The following is a 16,482-nucleotide window of genomic DNA, read 5'->3' as shown; positions in this document are numbered from 1 at the left end:
GCTGTCGGTCCGCAACCCCGGCCGGACGGCCGATAGTGGGCGCCAGGTTTCCCGCTCACTCCGGAGGTTCCCGTGACAGAACAGGTGCGTGTGGCCGTCGTGCAGGCCGAGCCGCGGTGGCTGGACCTGGCCGCCGGGGTCGACCAGGTGGTCGGCCTGATCGCGGACGCCGCCGCGGGCGGTGCCCGGTTGATCGCCTTCCCCGAGACGTTCCTGCCCGGCTACCCGTGGTGGATCTGGCTCGACTCGCCCGCGTGGGGCATGCGGTTCGTGCCGCGGTACAGCGAGCAGTCGATGACCCGCGACGGCGCCGAAATGACCCGCATCGCCGCGGCCGCCGCGGAGCACGGCGTGCACGTGGTGCTCGGGTTCAGCGAGCGCGCCGGCGGCAGCCTGTACATGGCGCAGGCGTTCATCGACGACGCCGGGCGCGTGCTGTCGGTGCGCCGCAAGCTCAAGCCGACGCACGTCGAGCGCAGCGTCTTCGGCGAGGGCGACGGCAGTGATCTCCAGGTGCACGACACGAAGCTGGGCAGGCTCGGCGGGCTGAACTGCTGGGAGCACTTCCAGCCGCTGACGAAGTACACGATGTACAGCCTGGGGGAGCAGATCCACGTCGGCTCGTGGCCGAGCTTTTCGGTGTACCGGGGCGCGGCGAAGGCGCTCGGGCCGGAGGTGAACAACGCCGCGAGCCTCGTCTACGCGGTGGAGGGGCAGACGTTCGTGCTCGCCCCGTGTGCCGTCGTGGGCGAGGCGGCGCACGAGCTGTTCTGCGACACGGAGGGGAAGAAGCAATTGTTGTTGCAGGGCGGTGGTTTCGCCCGCGTCTACGGGCCGGAGGGCAGCGAACTGGCGGAGCCGCTGGGCGAGACCGAGGAGGGGCTGCTGTTCGCCGACCTCGACTTCTCGCTTATCGCGATCGCCAAGTCCGCCGCGGATCCCGTGGGCCACTACTCCCGGCCGGACGTGTTCCGGTTGCAGGTCAACTTCTCGCCGAACCCCCGGATCGTCCACAGTGGAGCCGAATTCGAGGACGTCGAGCCGGTCGTGGTGGAGGTGGACTGAGGAAGTCGGCGATACCTGACCGTGGCTGCCGGCGCCCCCACCGGCAGCCACGGGTCCCCTCAGCGCACGGTGAACGAGTGCGTGCCGCCCCGGACGGTGAAGCGCTTTCCGTTCACCACCACCGTCCCCGAGGTGTCCTTCGGGGCGGTCACGGTCAGCGACAGCCCACGGCCCGTCTGGCGCCAGCTCACCGTCAACGGCCCGTGCGGCGTCGGCACCTGACCACGCGCCCACGCCACCGAACCCGGGTGCGGTTCGACCGACCACGTGGCGAACCCCGGCGTCACCGGCGTCACGCCGAGCAGGTCGTTCGTCAGCGCGGGCAGCACGCCCGTCGACCAGCCGTGTGCCGCCGACGTGTACGCGCCCTCGTACAGCGAGCCGTCCGGGCCGATGCCCTTCCAGTCCGTCACGCCCGGGTCGTGCCCCGCCATCCAGCCGTACGTCCGCTTGATCTGGTCGATCGCCGAATCCGCCTGGCCCGTCCGGAACCGCGCCTGCAGCTCGGGGTACGACGTGAACGCGTAAACGCGCTTCGAGCCTTCGCCGATCAGGGTGTCGTTGTCCATGAACGCGTTCCCGTACGGCAGTGCGGTGTGCGTGGCCAGGTAGTCCAAAGCGGACTGTGCGCGCGCCTGGTCCGCGACACCGGCCACGACGGCGATGCTGTTGCCGTCCTGCCCGTGCCGAACCGGGCCGTTCGCCGCGTCGAGGTACGCGCCCGCGGCCGGGTCCCACAGGTACGTGTTGATCGCCGTGGAAACCGCCTGCGCCCGCTGCTGCCAGCGGTCGGCGTCGGCCTGGCGCCCGAGCGCCTTCGCCAGCTGTGCGGCGTCGGAAAGCGCTTGCACGTACAGCGCGTTGTAGTACGTGACCTCGCCGTCACGCGGCAGGAACGCGTAGTCGCCGTAGCCGCTCGGGCGCGACAACAGGCCGCGGGAGTCCGTCACGCTCGGGTACCAGCCGTCGAGTGTCTTGGTCAGCGCCCCGTAGTACTGCGCGCCGTAGGCGGTGTCCCCGGTGTAGAGCACGTAGTCCCAGCTGGACGTGACCCACCACAGTGGATAGTCGAACAACGGGAGCGTGTAGTCGTTGATCGACGCGGGCGGGATCCAGCCGTCGGCCCGCTGGTGGTCGGCGAGGTCGGCGAGCACGTTCCGCGCGGCCACGGCGGTGTCGTGGGTCAGGTACGTGGTGCGGCCGGAGACCCCGACGTCGCCGACGTACGGGTCGCGGTCCCGCTTCGCGCCGTCGTGCAGCACCAGCTTGCCCTCCAGCGTCGGGCTGGCGGCGTTGCGCGGCTCGGCGTCGGTGGCGCGGAAGGTGTCCGTGACCAGCTCGTTGGTGTAGGCGGCGCCGTACCAGTACTGGTTCAACTGCGGGTCGGAGGATTCGAACCAGCCGGTGTAGGTGTCCGGCGTACCGAGGAAGGCGCTGAACAGCAGGGAGACGCCGTCGATGCGCACCTCGCCGTACGGCTGCGCGTCGGGCGCGTCGCCCGGGAGGGCGTCGAGGCTGATCCGCACGTAGCGGAACCCGTGCAGCCCGTCCGAGCACACCTTGCCGTCGGGCAGGCAGCCCTTCGTGTCCGTCCACTGTGAACGTCCACTGGGGACGGCGTGCTGATCGGTGCCGGGTCCACCGGAGAAGTCGGAACGGGTGAAGTCCGAGCGGTCGGTGAGGTACTGCCTGCTCTCGGAGAACGCCAGCCGGACGCCGGGGTTGTTCGCCGAGGCGCCCGCGAAGCTGATCCGCGGGTAGCCGACCACGACCTTGCCGAAGTCGACGACCACCGACGGTACCGGGGGATCGGCGACCAGGCCCGGCCAGATCTCGTTGACGCGCGTGAACTCGCCCTTGTCCGTGGCCTGGTCCTTGGTGACGGTCAGCCGCACCTGCGTGGTGGTCGCCGGTTTGTCGAACGGCACCGCGAGCTGGGTCCTGGTGTTGCCGGTGACGGTGGCCGCGGTGTGCCAGGCCGCGCCGTCCCAGGTCTCGACGGTGAAGTCCTGCGGGACGCCGTCGGAGCTGGACTGGAGGGTGATGCCCGGCAGGTCGGTCGCGGGCGTGGTGATCGTGAGCGTGTCGGGGTAGGCGGCGAGGGTGTCGTCGTTCCAGAACGTCCCGGTGTCGCCGTCGATCGCGTTGCCGGGCGCGTACGTGCGGGGCTTGCCGTCGTTGCCGTTGTTGGGCGCGTGGAAGCTGGAGGCGGTGGCCGTCGTGCCCGCCGGCCACGCGGGTTTGGCGGGGGCGGGGGAGCGGCGCAGGACCGCGGTGCCGTGGCCCAGCACGCCCTGGGGGTGCGTCACGTCGCCCGTGGTCTCGACCACCCGCACGGGCCGCACGTCGCGGCTGTCCGGGGCGACGACGTACCGCTGCCAGGACTGGGCGGCGTCGGCCGGAGCGGCTACCAGGCCGGGGCCGAGCAAGGCGACCACGGCGACGGCGAGCCGTCGGCGCAGGTGTCTCATGAGCTCCTCGATTCCTCGTCGAACCGGGTTGAATCGTTTCATGATCAACCTGAGCGTAAGGTTCGTGTCAAGAGCCGCTTCCCTTGTGGGGCAACCGGTTAGGCCGTTCGGCCCTACGTTCTGGGGCGCACGGCGTCCAGTACGAGGTCGAGCAGCCGGTCCGCCTGGCCCGGTGCGCCCGCGGCCGTGGTGGTGAGCAGGACGCCCAGCAGCATCATCACGACGTCGTCGGCCTCGACGTCCGCGCGGAGTGAGCCGGCCTCGGCACCCCTGGTCAGGATCGGGGCGATGGCGGCGGTGATGCGCTGCCGGGTGACCGGGACGGCGATGCGCCCCGACGCCTGGCTGACCCGGAGCGTGTCGGCCATGCCGTGCTTGGTCGCGACGAACGCGGCGTAGCGCCCCATCCACGCCCGCAGCGCCTCGTCCGGCGGGAATTCCTCCAGCAGCGCGGGAACGCAGCCGGTGACGTCGTCGAGCTCGGCGGCGTACACGGCCTCCACCAGCGCCTCCCGGTTGGGGAAGTGGCGGTACAGCGTGCCGATGCCGACGCCCGCCTCGCGGGCGATGGCTTCGAGTGAGACGGATTCGTCTTCGGCGGCGGCGAACGCGGCCCTCGCGGCCTCGACGAGCTTGTCGCGGTTGCGCAGCGCGTCGCTCCGCGGCGCGCGGGCGCGCCGGGGTGCCGGGTCGGCGGTGGTCAAAGCGGAGGCACCTCCGGTATGGTCGTAGTCAGAGCGGAGGCACCTCCGCTTCACTCATTCTCCCATGCGGAAGGACCTCCCATGACCACTTCCTCCCCCGAGCTGACGGCGGCCGGCGTCCCGCGCGCCGGAGGGGCCGGGACACTCGGCGGCCACACCGTTTCCCGCGTCGGGTTCGGCGCGATGCAGCTGGAGCGCCTGCACGGCGACCGCCAGGCCGCGATCGCGCTCCTGCGCCGCGTGGTGGAACTCGGCGTCGACCACGTGGACACCGCCCAGTTCTACGGCAACGGCTTCGTCAACGAGCTCCTCCGCGACGCGCTGCGCCCCGAGGACGGGGTCGTGATCGTCAGCAAGGTCGGCGCCGATCCCGACCCCGGCGGCCGCATCCCGCTGCGCCTGGCCCAGCGGCCGGAAGAACTGCGGGCGAGCGTCGAGGACAACCTCAAGAGCCTCGGCGTCGAGCGGATCCCCGTGGTGAACCTGCGGCGCACCGACGTGGGGCCGGGGGTGCGGGCGGAGGGCGACCAGCTGGTCGACCTCGACGACCAGCTCGCGACGATGATCGCCCTGCGGGACGAGGGCAAGATCGGCGCGATCGGCCTGTCCGCCGTGACGCTCGACGTGCTGCGCCGGGCGCTGCCCGCCGGGATCGTGTGCGTGCAGAACGCCTACAGCCTGGTTTCCCGCGACTACGAGGAAATGCTGCGGCTCTGCGTCGACGAGCGGATCGCCTGGGTGCCGTTCTTCCCGCTCGGCGGCGCTTTCCCCGCCATGCCGAAGGTGACCGACGAGCCCGCCGTCGTCGCCGCGGCGGAGTCGCTCGGCCGCACCCCCGCCCAGGTCGGCCTCGCCTGGCTGCTGCACCACGCGCCGAACGTGCTGCTCATCCCCGGCACGGCGGACGCGGGCCACCTCGAAGCCAACGTCGCCGCCGGGGAGATCGAGCTGGACGGCACCACCCTCGCCACGCTGGATGCCGTCCAGTCCCGTTCCCTGGACGTCCCGCTCGCCTGAGCCCGCTCAGCGCTGCCAGTCCACCAGGCGGGTCCCGGCGAGCGTGGCGCCGGGACCCGTGGTGAGGCTGTCCTCCTTGAGCGGCGTGCCGAAGTAGCGCCCGTCGGGCTCGACGACCACCTTCCGGTCCGGCAGCACCGCGGAGATCAGCTCGGCGAACGAGAACCGCTCCGGGCCGCCGAGCTCGACGGTGCCGCGCGGCTCGCCGGAGGCGACCTCGGCGAGGAACGCGGACACGTCCGCGGCGGCGACCGGCTGGATCAGCGCCGCGGGCACGTGCACCACACCGTCCACAGTGGAGCCCTCGGCGATGGCGCCGACGAACTCGAAGAACTGCGTCGCCCGCACGATGCTGTACGGGATGCCCGACGCGGTGATCAGCCGCTCCTGCGCGTGCTTCGCCCGTAGGTAGCCGGATTCCGGCAGCTGGTCGGTCCCCACTATCGACAACGCGACGTGGTGCCGCACGCCCGCCGCCGCTTCGGCGTCGAGCAGGTTCCGCGTGGAGGTCTCGAAGAACTCCAGCACCGGCCCGTCCTCGAACGAGGGCGAGTTGGTCACGTCCACCACGACGTGAGCGCCCTGCAGCGCGTCGGCCAGCCCCTCGCCAGTCACCGAGTTGACGCCGGTGCTCGGAGACGCGGGCACGGCCTCGTGCCCCCGCTCCTTCAGCAGGTCGACGAGCTTCGACCCGATCAAACCGCTCCCGCCGATGACCACGATCTTCATCGCTGAAAACCCTCCTCCCGCCGGACTCCTGTCGTCCGGTCCCAGCGAGGACCGGACAGCGCGCGCTCCTGTGACGCGACGTGCGTCACATGGTGCAGCTTGTCCGGGTTGAGCACCAGGAGGACCTGGGCGATGCCGTCGACGGTCGTTTCGAGCGACACCAGGAATTTCGGCTCACCGTCGCGCAGGACGAGCAGGGCGGTGCGGCCGTTCGCCTCGACGAACCGCCGTTCGGCGTCGAGCCACCGCTTCGCCGCTACCCACGCCACGAAGCGGGCCACCCGGTCGCGGCCGAGTACGGGGCGCTTCGCCGCGTGCACCGTGCCACCGCCGTCCGCCCACGCCACCACGTCCACGGCGAGCAACCGTTCCAGCTCCGCGAGATCACCTGTGGTGGCGGCGCTGACGAACGCCTCGACGAGCCGCCGGTGTTCCCCGGGCTCGACCCGCGCCCGCCGTCCCTCCCGAACGTGCTTGCGTGAGCGCGAAACGAGCTGCCGCGCGTTCGCCTCACCGACCCCCAGCACCTCGGCGATCTGCCGGTACGGGTAGTCGAACGCCTCGCGCAGCACGTACGCGGCGCGTTCGGTGGGGGACAGGCGTTCCAGCAGCACGAGGAGCGCGAGGTCCACCGCCTCCGCACGCTCGGCGCCGAGCGCGGGATCGGCGGCGGTCTCCACGGGTTCGGGCAGCCACGGCCCGACGTACCGCTCCCGCCGCACGCGTGCGGACTGCGCGACGTTGATCGCGAGCCGCGTCGCCGTCGTCGCCAGGAACGCCGTCGGATCCTCGACGGCACCGCGGTCCGCGCGCTGCCAGCGCAGCCACGTGTCCTGCACGACGTCCTCGGCTTCCCCCGCGCTGCCGAGGATCCGGTAGGCGATCCCGAACAACCGCCCGCGCGCGGCGACGAACGCCGCTACGTCCCCCTCGCTCACACCCACCCGGCGATCTCACCAGATGACGGGCAGCTCGTACACTCCGTAGACCGAGCCGTCGTGCTTGAACGGCACCGCGTCCAGGTCCGTGGCGAGCCGCAGCGTGGGGATCCGCCGGTACAGCGTGCCGTAGACGACCTGCAGTTCCAGGCGCGCCAGCGACTGCCCGAGGCACTGGTGCACCCCGAACCCGAAGGCGACATACCGCCGCGCGTCCCGGGTGAGGTCGAGGCGGCCGGGGTCTTCGAAGACGGCGGGATCGCGGTTGCCGAGGTCGTTGGCGAGGATCAGGCCCTCGCCCGCCCGGATGGCCTCGACCTTCTTGACAGCGAACGGTGCCGTGACCATGCGGCGCAGGCGGGTGTGCTCCGGGTCGTCCATGAGGATGAGCCTGATGCCCATGCCGCCCGGGTTCCGCGGCGCCGGGCGGGGTGCTTCCGCCTGTTTCGCGCGCCCCTCCGGCGGCGGGTCGAACGGGCAGCCGGCCGCTCTGGTCATGGGGAAGCGGGGATCGTGCTGGTCATCTGAGCCCTCCGGACAGTGGGATTTCCGCTCTGCGCAGCCGCGCCTGCTTCGCCATGTTCCAGCCGAGCACGCCCGTGACCCGGCCGTCCCGCTCGTACCGCGCGACGAACCGGCCGGTGGCGGGATCACCGTCCACAATGGTCACGTCGCCGTCGCCGGCGATGCCGTGCACCTGGATGCGGGCGTCGAACTGGTCCGTCCAGAAGTAGGGGATCGGGCGGTAGCACGTGTCCTCGCCGAGGATGTTGGCCGCGACCACCCCCGCCTGTTCCGTGGCGTTGGTCCGGTTTTCCAGGCGCAGCACGGTGTCCAGCTCGTCGTGGTGCCAGCGCGCGACGTCGCCGACGGCGTAGATCCCTTCCGCCGCCCGGCATCGCGCGTCACACATCAGCCCGTTGTCCAGCTCCAGCCCGCTGCCGGAGAGCCAGTCCACGGCGGGTTCGGCGCCGATGGCGACCACGACCACGTCGGCGGGCAGCACCTCTCCGGTCGCCAGCCGCACCCCGCTGACCCGGCCCTTGCCGGTCAGCCCGGCGACCCCGGTGCCGAGCCGCAGTTCAACGCCCTGTTCGCGGTGCAGCACGGCCAGCCGTTCCGACACGAGCGTGCCGAACTGCAGCGCCATCGGCGCGGGCTGCGGTCCGGTCATCGTCACGGCGAGGCCCATCGTCCTGGCCGTCGCCGCGATCTCCGAGCCGAGCACGCCCTCACCGACGACCACGAGCCGTTCGGCAGCCAGCAGGTCCGCCCGCAACGCGATCGCATCTTCGAGCGTGCGCAGCACGTGCACCCCGGCGAGTCCGTCTTGTCCGGGCAGCCTGCGCGGGCGCACGCCCGTGGCGACGACGACCGCGCCCGCCCGCAGCTCGCGGCCGGACGCCGTGCGCACTGTGCGGGTGCCGGGGTCGAGCGCGACGGCGTGCTCGCCGAGCACGAACTCCGCGTCCAGCTTTGCCAATACCTCCTGTGTGCGCAGCCGCGCTCGCTCCGGTTCCCACTTGCCCGATAAGACCTGTTTGGACAGTGGCGGCCTGTCGTAGGGCAGGTGCGCCTCGGCGCCCAGCACCGTCACCAAACCCGTGAACCCCTTGCGGCGCAACGCTTCCACAGTGGACAGACCGGCGGCGGCCGCGCCGACCACCAGTACGTCAGCGGCAGGGGTCATGCTTCGTCGCTCAGCGCGATCGCGCCCGCGGGGCACACGTCGGCGGCCTCGCGGACCGTGGCGAGCAGCGACTCCGGGGGTTCGGCGTCGAGCAGCACCACGATGCCGTCCTCGTCACGCTGGTCGAACACGTCCGGCGCGAGCAGCACGCACGAGCCCGCGCCGCAGCACTTGTCCTGGTCCACGGTGATCTTCATCGGCTGGTTCCTCCCTCGGGGTTCGTGACGGGCGCCAGCCAGAGGCCGGTGAGCGCGTCGATCAGGCCGGTGGCGGCGTCGTGCCAGCTGGTCCGCGGGGTGGGGGTGCCCTCGGCGAGCGCGCGTTCCCGCTCGGCGACCATGTGCACCATCAGCTGGCGGGCCATGTCGGCCCGCTCGGCCCGCACCTCGGGCGGCAGGTCCGGCAGGCAGCGGTCGAGCCCGACGCGGATCTGGTGCAGCGAAGGGGCGCTCAGCGCCTCCTCGACCATGATCCCGCGCAGCGCCGGGTCGGTCATCACCTGTGCGCCGAACCGGGCGAACCACGTGGGGCTGCCCAGGTTCTCGAGGTGCTCGACGGCCGGCCGCACCAGGCAGCCCACCCAGTCCCGCACGTCGTCCGACCCCGCGACCTGCTTGACCATCGCCGCCCGCAGGCGCTCGGTCTCCTCGCCGTGCCGCCGCGCGATGGCCCGCACGAGGTCCGCCTTCGTGCCGAAGTGGTAACCCACCGCGGCGTTGTTGCCCTGGCCCGCGGCCTCGCTGATCTGGCGGTTCGACACCGCGAACACGCCGTGCTCGGCGAACAGCCGTTCCGCGGTGGTCAGGATGGCCTCGCGCGTCGCGCTGGCACGGTCGGTCTTCTGGGTCATGCTCACCATTGCACCGGAAGCTCCCTGAGCCCGCCCACGGCGAGCCCCTCGACCCGGCGCAGCTCGGCGGCGGGCACCGCCAGTTCGAGCGTGGGCAGGCGGCGCAGCAGCACCTCCAGCACGGTCTGCAGCTCAGTGCGGGCCAGCGCCTGCCCGAGGCACGAGTGCGCGCCCGCGCCGAAGGCCAGGTGCGGGTTCGGGGTGCGGGCGAGGTCCATCACGGCGGCGTCCTGGAACGCGTTCTCGTCGCGGTTGGCGGCGGCCATGCTGCAGACGACGGTGGTGCCGCCGGGCACCGCGGTCCCGGCGATGTCGATGTCCTCGGTGAGGTAGCGGACCATGCCGAAACCGGCGTTGGCGTCGAACCGCAGCGCCTCCTCGACGGCCGTGCGCACGAGCGACGGGTCCGCGAGCAGGCGCTCCCACCGCGTGCGGTCGGCCAGCAACATGCCGACCATCTTGCCGATCATGTTCGCGGTGGTCTCGTGCCCGGCGACCAGCAGGCCCTGGCCGGTGGCGATCAGCTCGGGGTCGGACATGCCGCCGGCAAGTGCGCTGAGGAGGTCGTCGGCGGGGTTCTTCCTGCGCGCTGCTACGTGGGCGGCCATGTATTCGGTGAACTGAGCCTGCGCGTCGTCGACCTCGGCCTGGTCGTAGCGGGTCAGGTTGAGCAGGGCGTCCGACCAGCGGGCGAACCGGTCGCGGTCGGACTCGGGCACGCCGAGGAGGTCGCAGATCACCCACACCGGCAGCGGGAAACCCAGGTGCGCCTTGAGGTCGGCGGGGGCGCCGTGGGTGGTCATCTCGTCGATCAGGCGCTCGGCCATCGCCGCGATGTCGGGGCGGAGGGCGGCCATCCGCTTGGCGGTGAACCACTTCGCGATGCTGCGGCGCCAGCGCTGGTGGCCCTCGCCGGACTGGGGGAGCACGTGCGCCATCTCGCTGTTGAACACCCCACCGGACTCGTTGGCCGCGATGCGTGCCGAGCCTTCGCCGGTGCGGGTGAAGCGGGGGTCGGACAGCATCTGCTTGACGTCGTCGTAGCACGTCACGAGGGATGCCTGGTCGCCGCTGGGCAGCCGCACCTTCGCGACGGGGCAGCGCTGCCGCAGCCCCGCCCACTCGACGGGCGGTTCCAGCGCCGCCGGGGCGGGCAGGGGGTAGCGGAGGGTCTGCTGCTCCGCCTCGCTCGTGGTCACGGTGGATCTCCCTCCGGTTGCGGCTCTGGTGTGTTGGCAGTCAACCGGGGTGGAGGAGCGTAAGTCAAGCGACTGATTTAAAGCTTTGCTCGGATGGAGGTGCGGGGATCGGGGTGGAGGACGGAGGGGCGGCGGGCGGCCAAGTGGCAGGGGCCGGGCCGCCGCTTTGGCCGCCTCCTGTTGCACCGGCCCCGGCTGCCGCCGCGCTCCCCGGCTGCCGCCGCGCTCCCCGGCTGCCGCTCCCGCCGCCGTATCCCCCGGCTACCGCTGCGTTGTCTGGCCGCCGGGCCGCCGCGCCGCCCGCCCACCGCCGTGCCCCGGGCCGCCGCGCCGCCCGCCCACCGCCGTGCCCCGGGCCTCCCGCCGGGTCGCCTGGCTGCCACCGCATCGCTCCTGCTACCGCCGGGCCGCGCCGCCTCCGCCGCGGCGCCCGGTTTCCGCCTTGCCCCGGCTCCCGCCGAGCCGCCCGGTTCCCGCCCTGCCCCGGCTCCCGCCGAGCCGCCCCCGGCCTCCGCCGCGCCGCCCGGTTCCCGCCTTGCCCCGGCTCCCGCCGAGCCGCCCGGTTCCCGCCTTGCCACTGCCCTCGGCCCCGCCGGGCCGCCCAGCGGCAGGCGCACCCCTCAAGCCTTCGCCCGGAGCGAGGCCCGGGCCTGCCGGTACAGGATCAGCAGGAAGGCGGGCACGCCGACGATCGACGTGGCGACCCCGACCGGCACCTCCTGCGGATCGAGCACGGTGCGGGCCAGCGTGTCGATCCACACCAGGAAGATCGCGCCGCTCAGTGCCGTCGCCGGGAGCAGGCGCGCGTGCCCCGGGCCGGTGAGCGCGCGCATGGCGTGGGGCAGCACCAGGCCGACGAACCCCACGGCCCCGACCGCACTCACCAGCGCCGCCGTCAGCAGGGCCGTCACGCACAGCAGCACCAGCCGCGTCCGCCCCATCGCCACGCCCAGCGCCGCCGCGGTTTCCCTCCCGAACGCCAGCACGTCGAGGGTGCGGGCGTGCCCGAAGCACACCACGAGCGCCACGACCAGCACCGCCGAGCACACTGCCACCTCCGGCCAGGACGCCGCCGCCAGCGACCCGAGCAGCCAGAACAACACCCCCCGCGTCGTCTCCGGATCGGCCGCGGTGAGCACGACGAACGACGTCAGCGCCGAGAACAACTGCATCGCGGCGACCCCGGCCAGCACGGTGCGGTCCGTCGTCCCGCCGAGCACCGAACTCAGCACCAGCACCAGCGCGAACGACACCACCGCCCCGCCGAACGCCCCCGCCGACACCGACACCAGACCGCCGCCGAACCCCAGCACGACCACGAGCACCGCACCGGTCGAGGCACCCGACGAAACCCCCAGCACGAACGGGTCGGCCAGCGGGTTGCGCAGCAGGGACTGCAACACCGCCCCGCACACCGCCAGCCCCGCCCCGCACACGGCGGCCAGCAGCGCCCGCGGCGTGCGCAACTGCCAGACGATCCCGTCCCGCAGCGGGCTGAGCGTGGGTTCGCCGAGGCCGAGGTGCGCCCGCAGCGTCGAGTACACGTCTCCGAGGCTCAGTCCCGCCGGACCGATCGTGACGGCGACCGCGAGCGAGACGACGAGCAGCATCAGCCCCGGCAGCAACCACCAGAGCGGGCTGAGCCGCCTCACTCGGCCAGCCCGATCGCGAGAGGGAGCGGCGCGGGCCGGGGCAGTGGCGACGAGACGGGGCTGGGCCCGGCGACGAGTAGCACCAGCCTCGGCAGCAGGGACCCCAGCGAGCTGGGCCCGGCCGGGCGGGTCGCGGCTGCGCACACGAGCGGGATCCCGGGCAGCCCCGCCCCGAACAACCCCCGCCCCGGCCTCAACCACCGGCCCGAACCGAGCCGCTTCACCCGACCAGCCCGAACGCCCGCAAAGCCTGCGCCACCTGCGCCACGCCGTCGACCGTCCGGATCGTCGGGTTCAGCGCCTGCCCGGACAACAGCACGTAACGCTTGTTCCGCACCGCCGTGAGGTTGCGCGTGACGGGGTTGGACTCGAGGAACGCGATCTTCGCCGCCCCCGTCTCCGCGGTCTGCGAACGGCGCGTGAGGTCGCCCAGCACGATGACGTCCGGGTCGCGCTCGGCCACGGTTTCCCAGTTGATCTGCGGCCACTCCGCGTGGGTGTCGGCGAAGACGTTCTGCGCGCCGAGCGCGGTGGTGATGATCCCCGGCGCGCCGCAGCAGCCCGCGAGGTAGGGCGACTCGGAGTTGGCGAACCAGTACATGAGCCGCACGTGGGAGGCGTCGATCCCGGCCGTGGCGGCATGCATCCGTGCCGTCAGGTCCGCGACCAGCCGCTCCCCGCGGTCCTCGACGTCGAACAGCTTCGCCAGGTCACGGATCTCGGTGTAGATCGCGTCCATCGTCAGCGGCGCCGTGCGGGCGCCGTCGCCGTCGCCGCTGTTGTCCTTCAGGCAGTCGGCGGGGGAGACGTAGGCGGGCACGCCCAGCTGCTCGAACCGCTCCGGCGTGGCGACGCCGCCCGTGCCGAGCGTGGCCACGAACGAGGCGCTCACGAAGTCCGGGTCGGTGTCCAGCACCCGCTCGAACGACGGGTTGTTCTCGGCGAGGCGTGGTACGCGCGCGTTGTCGGCCGCGAGCTGGGGCAGCACGGGGTCGGTCCACGTCGCCGTGCCCACCATGCGGTCGCCGAGGCCCAGCGACAGCAGGATCTCGGCGCTGCCCTGGTTGAGCGCCACCGCCCGCTGCGGCGGCTTCTCGACGCGGACCTGGCGGCCGCAGTCGTCGACGGTCCGGGCGGGACCGGCCCCGGCCCGCGGGGCGGCGGCGCAGCCGGCGAGTGCCAGCGCGGTGAGCAGGACGAGCGGAAGACGTGGAACCGGCACAGGTTTCCCTCGCGTCGAGGGCTCATACGCGGAGCCCAGCCGTACGGACGTCCCGGCGCCGGGGCACCGGGTGCCAGCAGGTCTTCGGACTCGGGGTCGTCCGGGCGGGACGCCTTCCCGGACCCGTCGGGTCCAGTGGCCGGATGTCCCGCCCGTCGCCGCTCACCGCTGCGCGTCAGTTCCGGATTCGCACCGGATTCCCTGGCCCGCGGGGTGCGGGCGCGACTGGCTCCCGCACGCTATCACGCGACCGGGCGAACCCCGTTCCCGCGCGCGGCGGGCGGGAGCGCCGACGCGTCGGCGGCGGGCCACGCCAGCGGGTCCGGCCCGAGCTCGACGAGCTGGGCCACCTGCTCCGCGCACCACGGCGACACGGCGCGGCGCCCGCTGAGCACGTCGTCGGCGAAGGCGGGCCACTCCACCCACTCGTAACTGTCCACTTCGGACGGATCAGGCGCCGGCTCGCCGCTGGTGCGAGCGCGGAACACGGGGCACATCTCGTTCTCCACCACGCCGTCGGGCATGACCGCGCGGTAGCGGAACCGCGGCAGCACCAGTGTGATGTCGCTCGCTTCGACCCCGAGCTCCTGCCGTACCCGGCGGCCGACGGTCTCCCATAGGTCTTCGCCGGGGGCCGGGTGGCCGCAGCAGGTGTTGGTGAGCACGCCGGGCCACGTCCGTTTCGTCCTGGCCCGGGTGGTCAGCAGCAGGCGGCCGTCCTCGTCGAAGAGGTAGGAGGAGAAGGCCAGGTGCAGCGGCGTTTCCGTGTGGTGGACGTCCGCCTTCGCCAGCACGCCCCTCGCCTCGCCCGACTCCGTCAGCAGGATGACCTGTTCCATTCGACTCCGATTCTCGCCGTGACAGTCCCCAACAGCACCTTATGCCGCGAGGACGGGTTCGGCGCCGGTATCGTCGCCCGGCTGGGGAGGGTCACATGAGCGATACGCGCAGGTGAGGAGCAGGCCGGGTTGCGGCGTGACCGGGCAGAGGCTCACCCTGCGCCGGGCAGATGCCGAGCAGTGGTGAGTCGGCGGTGTCGAGACGAGTGACGCCGCAGGTCGCGCCGCGTGCGCCCTCGCACGGGGCGGTCTGGGGTGCGGCCTGCGCCGCCGGGTCCGGCACCAGGGCTGGCGGCGAAGCTGGTCGAGAAGCGGGCGAGCGAAGAACCGTCGGACTCGGGTGAGGAGCGTCGGCTTCTTTGCTTTTCGGGATGGTGCAGGAGTTCCTGGACGGGCAGCGCCAGGACAACCCCCAGGGCCGCCCATCACTCGAACGGGTGACAATGGTGCGTGATCATCACTGCTCCCGTCCGGACCGTCGAGCCCGTCGCCGTGCGCAGGCGCTGGCCGCTCCTGCTGGTGCCCGCCGTGGTCGCGCTCGTGTCGTCCGGCTGGCTGGGGCTGAACTTCGACATCCGCTACGCGTTCGGCGGGTTGCGGAACGGGCCGGGCGGCCTGCTGGACAACTTCGTGCACCGGCCGCTCGCCTACCGCGTGCTGGTGTGGCTGCTCGACCGCGGGCCGTCCGTCCTCACGCCTGGTGACAAGTCCGGCGGGGTCGCGGAGGCGTTGATCCGCGGTGAGGCGCTCCTGCTGGCGACGGCCGTCGCGGTCCTGCTGTGGGCAGGGCTGCGCCGCCAGAACTCCGGCCTCACCGCCGCGCTCGTCGCCGCTGGGGTGTGGTGTGCGTTCGCCCTCGCGCCGAACTGGTCGTTCCTCCAGCCCGACTGGACGGGTGCGCTGTGGGCCACCGCCGCACTCGGCGCCGTCCTCCTGCCCCGCCGGACGGCGGTGGCCGTCGCCGTCGCGGCGGTGTTCGTGTTGCTGTGCGTCGCCACGAAGCTGACCACCGCGCCCTACGCCCTCCTCGCCGGCGGGGTCGCCTGGCTGTTCGACCGCCGGCGCGCCTACTGGACCGCCGCATGGTCCATACCACTGAGCCTCGCCTGGCTCAACGCGACCTGGCTGTTCGACCCGCTCGAATGGCAGTGGCTGCACGACATGTCCGCGCTCGTCCCGCACTCCCCGCTCCGCGTCGGCTTGACCGGCCTGGACTGGCACGCCTTCGCCGAGTCCGGGGCCAACCTCGCCGTGGTCTCCCCAGTCGTGCTGGTGCTGCCGCCCGCGACCGCGGTGCTTGCCCGGTCCGCCGCACGGCCCCGGCTCGTCGTCGCCGGCGCCGTGACAGCCGTGGTGCTGGCCGTCGTCCCGGTGATCGGCCAGGGCGAGTGGTACCTGTACCAGTGGATCGCCCTGCCGGTGCTCGCCGCGGGACTCGGCGCGGCGGCGCTGGCCACGCGCCCGCCCCTCGTCCAGACCGTGGCCGTGCTGGCACCGGCGCTCACCGGGGGAGCGGTTGCGCTCACCGGACCACGCCACCTTCCCCTTGTCACAGCGGCATTCGCGGGAATCGTGTTCATCGCGACAACGGCCGCCTGCCTCAGGTCCACCAAACCCACGAAGGCGCTGCTACCGCTCACCACGATCGCCGCGGTCGTCGCGTTCGGGGCGGCGAACGTGCCTGCCGCCGCGTACAGCATCACGATGGACCATTCGCAGGACACGAACCTGAGCCGCTACCTGAACACAGCCGGCCTGCGCGAGCGCTTCGCCCAGCTGCACCGGGAAATCGGCACGGACACCACCGTGCTGTACTTCGCTTTCGGCGACGTCAACTACCTGCTCGGCAACCCGACACCGTGCCGCTACCCGTCCCCGGTCTGGCTCCAGCGCTCGACCTTCCTGCCCTACGTCCGGGATTTCCCCAGCTACCACGACAACGTGCAGTGTCTCGACGCCCCGGCCGACTACCTGCTCGTGGACCGCAAGTGGTTCACCGTCTCCGGGCTCGAACCCGCACTCGTCGCACGCGTGGACCGGCTCTACGACTGCGGCCGCGTCGTGCACGTCACGGACACGCTGGACCTGTGCCCGCGCCGCACGTGA

15 protein-coding genes and 1 riboswitch are annotated in these 16,482 nt (G+C 72.5%); of the genes, 3 read left to right on the top strand and 12 right to left on the bottom strand.

The features are described from left to right. The first annotated feature begins 72 nt into the window (after positions 1 to 72). Positions 73 to 1,065: a carbon-nitrogen hydrolase family protein gene (locus tag BMZ92_RS23265; protein ID WP_091511336.1), complete on the top strand. Its 993-nt coding sequence runs from the start codon at positions 73 to 75 to the stop codon at positions 1,063 to 1,065. A 59-nt stretch (positions 1,066 to 1,124) separates the two neighbouring features. Here BMZ92_RS23265 and BMZ92_RS38610 read toward each other — a convergent pair whose 3' ends face one another. Both BMZ92_RS38610 and BMZ92_RS23255 read right to left on the bottom strand, forming a co-directional pair. Next, complete coding sequence (locus tag BMZ92_RS38610) at positions 1,125 to 3,536, bottom strand: alpha-L-rhamnosidase-related protein (protein WP_091511334.1); 2,412 nt, start codon at positions 3,534 to 3,536, stop codon at positions 1,125 to 1,127. Positions 3,537 to 3,649: 113 nt separating this feature from the next. Continuing rightward, on the bottom strand, positions 3,650 to 4,240 hold the full coding sequence (locus BMZ92_RS23255; RefSeq protein ID WP_091511332.1) for a TetR/AcrR family transcriptional regulator: 591 nt from the start codon (positions 4,238 to 4,240) through the stop codon (positions 3,650 to 3,652). 81 nt (positions 4,241 to 4,321) lie between these two features. Here BMZ92_RS23255 and BMZ92_RS23250 point away from each other — a divergent pair, with 81 nt between their 5' ends. Continuing rightward, positions 4,322 to 5,257: an aldo/keto reductase gene (locus tag BMZ92_RS23250; RefSeq protein WP_091511331.1), complete on the top strand. Its 936-nt coding sequence runs from the start codon at positions 4,322 to 4,324 to the stop codon at positions 5,255 to 5,257. 6 nt (positions 5,258 to 5,263) lie between these two features. Here the strand turns inward: BMZ92_RS23250 and BMZ92_RS23245 are convergent, their stop codons facing one another. The 10 genes from BMZ92_RS23245 to idi form a co-directional block, all read right to left on the bottom strand. After that, the gene (locus tag BMZ92_RS23245; RefSeq protein ID WP_091511329.1) at positions 5,264 to 5,986 is read right to left on the bottom strand and encodes an SDR family oxidoreductase; all 723 of its coding nucleotides are present in this window, start codon (positions 5,984 to 5,986) and stop codon (positions 5,264 to 5,266) included. Further along, positions 5,983 to 6,924 (bottom strand): RNA polymerase sigma-70 factor, encoded by a 942-nt coding sequence (locus BMZ92_RS23240; RefSeq protein WP_245783206.1) that lies wholly within the window; start codon positions 6,922 to 6,924, stop codon positions 5,983 to 5,985. The genes BMZ92_RS23245 and BMZ92_RS23240 overlap by 4 nt, the downstream gene beginning before the upstream one ends. Before the next feature lie 15 nt (positions 6,925 to 6,939). Then, positions 6,940 to 7,305 carry a cytochrome P450 gene (locus tag BMZ92_RS23235; RefSeq protein WP_425425852.1) on the bottom strand — a complete coding sequence of 122 codons (366 nt, stop codon included), beginning with the start codon at positions 7,303 to 7,305 and terminating at the stop codon, positions 6,940 to 6,942. 139 nt (positions 7,306 to 7,444) lie between these two features. Next, positions 7,445 to 8,614, bottom strand: coding sequence for an NAD(P)/FAD-dependent oxidoreductase (locus BMZ92_RS23230; protein ID WP_091511323.1), 1,170 nt, complete (start codon positions 8,612 to 8,614; stop codon positions 7,445 to 7,447). Beyond that, positions 8,611 to 8,811, bottom strand: a complete 201-nt coding sequence (locus tag BMZ92_RS23225) for a ferredoxin (protein WP_091511320.1) — start codon at positions 8,809 to 8,811, stop codon at positions 8,611 to 8,613. Before BMZ92_RS23225 ends, BMZ92_RS23230 begins: the two co-directional genes overlap by 4 nt. Then, positions 8,808 to 9,464, bottom strand: a complete 657-nt coding sequence (locus BMZ92_RS23220) for a TetR/AcrR family transcriptional regulator (RefSeq protein WP_091511318.1) — start codon at positions 9,462 to 9,464, stop codon at positions 8,808 to 8,810. Before BMZ92_RS23220 ends, BMZ92_RS23225 begins: the two co-directional genes overlap by 4 nt. 2 nt (positions 9,465 to 9,466) lie before the next feature. After that, the gene (locus BMZ92_RS23215; protein WP_091511315.1) at positions 9,467 to 10,663 is read right to left on the bottom strand and encodes a cytochrome P450; all 1,197 of its coding nucleotides are present in this window, start codon (positions 10,661 to 10,663) and stop codon (positions 9,467 to 9,469) included. Positions 10,664 to 11,283: 620 nt separating this feature from the next. Next, positions 11,284 to 12,315 (bottom strand): FecCD family ABC transporter permease, encoded by a 1,032-nt coding sequence (locus BMZ92_RS23210; RefSeq protein WP_425425850.1) that lies wholly within the window; start codon positions 12,313 to 12,315, stop codon positions 11,284 to 11,286. A gap of 220 nt (positions 12,316 to 12,535) precedes the next feature. Further along, on the bottom strand, positions 12,536 to 13,537 hold the full coding sequence (locus tag BMZ92_RS23200) for an ABC transporter substrate-binding protein (protein ID WP_091511310.1): 1,002 nt from the start codon (positions 13,535 to 13,537) through the stop codon (positions 12,536 to 12,538). 58 nt (positions 13,538 to 13,595) lie between these two features. After that, a riboswitch (cobalamin riboswitch) is annotated at positions 13,596 to 13,782 on the bottom strand. Then, positions 13,780 to 14,376: an isopentenyl-diphosphate Delta-isomerase gene (gene idi, locus BMZ92_RS23195; protein ID WP_091511309.1), complete on the bottom strand. Its 597-nt coding sequence runs from the start codon at positions 14,374 to 14,376 to the stop codon at positions 13,780 to 13,782. It overlaps the preceding riboswitch by 3 nt. Positions 14,377 to 14,826: 450 nt before the next feature. Here idi and BMZ92_RS23190 point away from each other — a divergent pair, with 450 nt between their 5' ends. Then, the gene (locus tag BMZ92_RS23190; protein ID WP_091511306.1) at positions 14,827 to 16,482 is read left to right on the top strand and encodes a hypothetical protein; all 1,656 of its coding nucleotides are present in this window, start codon (positions 14,827 to 14,829) and stop codon (positions 16,480 to 16,482) included.

Source organism: Amycolatopsis sacchari (assembly GCF_900114035.1).
In the GTDB taxonomy this organism is placed as follows: domain Bacteria; phylum Actinomycetota; class Actinomycetes; order Mycobacteriales; family Pseudonocardiaceae; genus Amycolatopsis_E; species Amycolatopsis_E sacchari.
The sequence above is the reverse complement of the archived record's forward strand: the minus strand, read 5'-3'. Positions and strand labels throughout refer to the sequence as shown.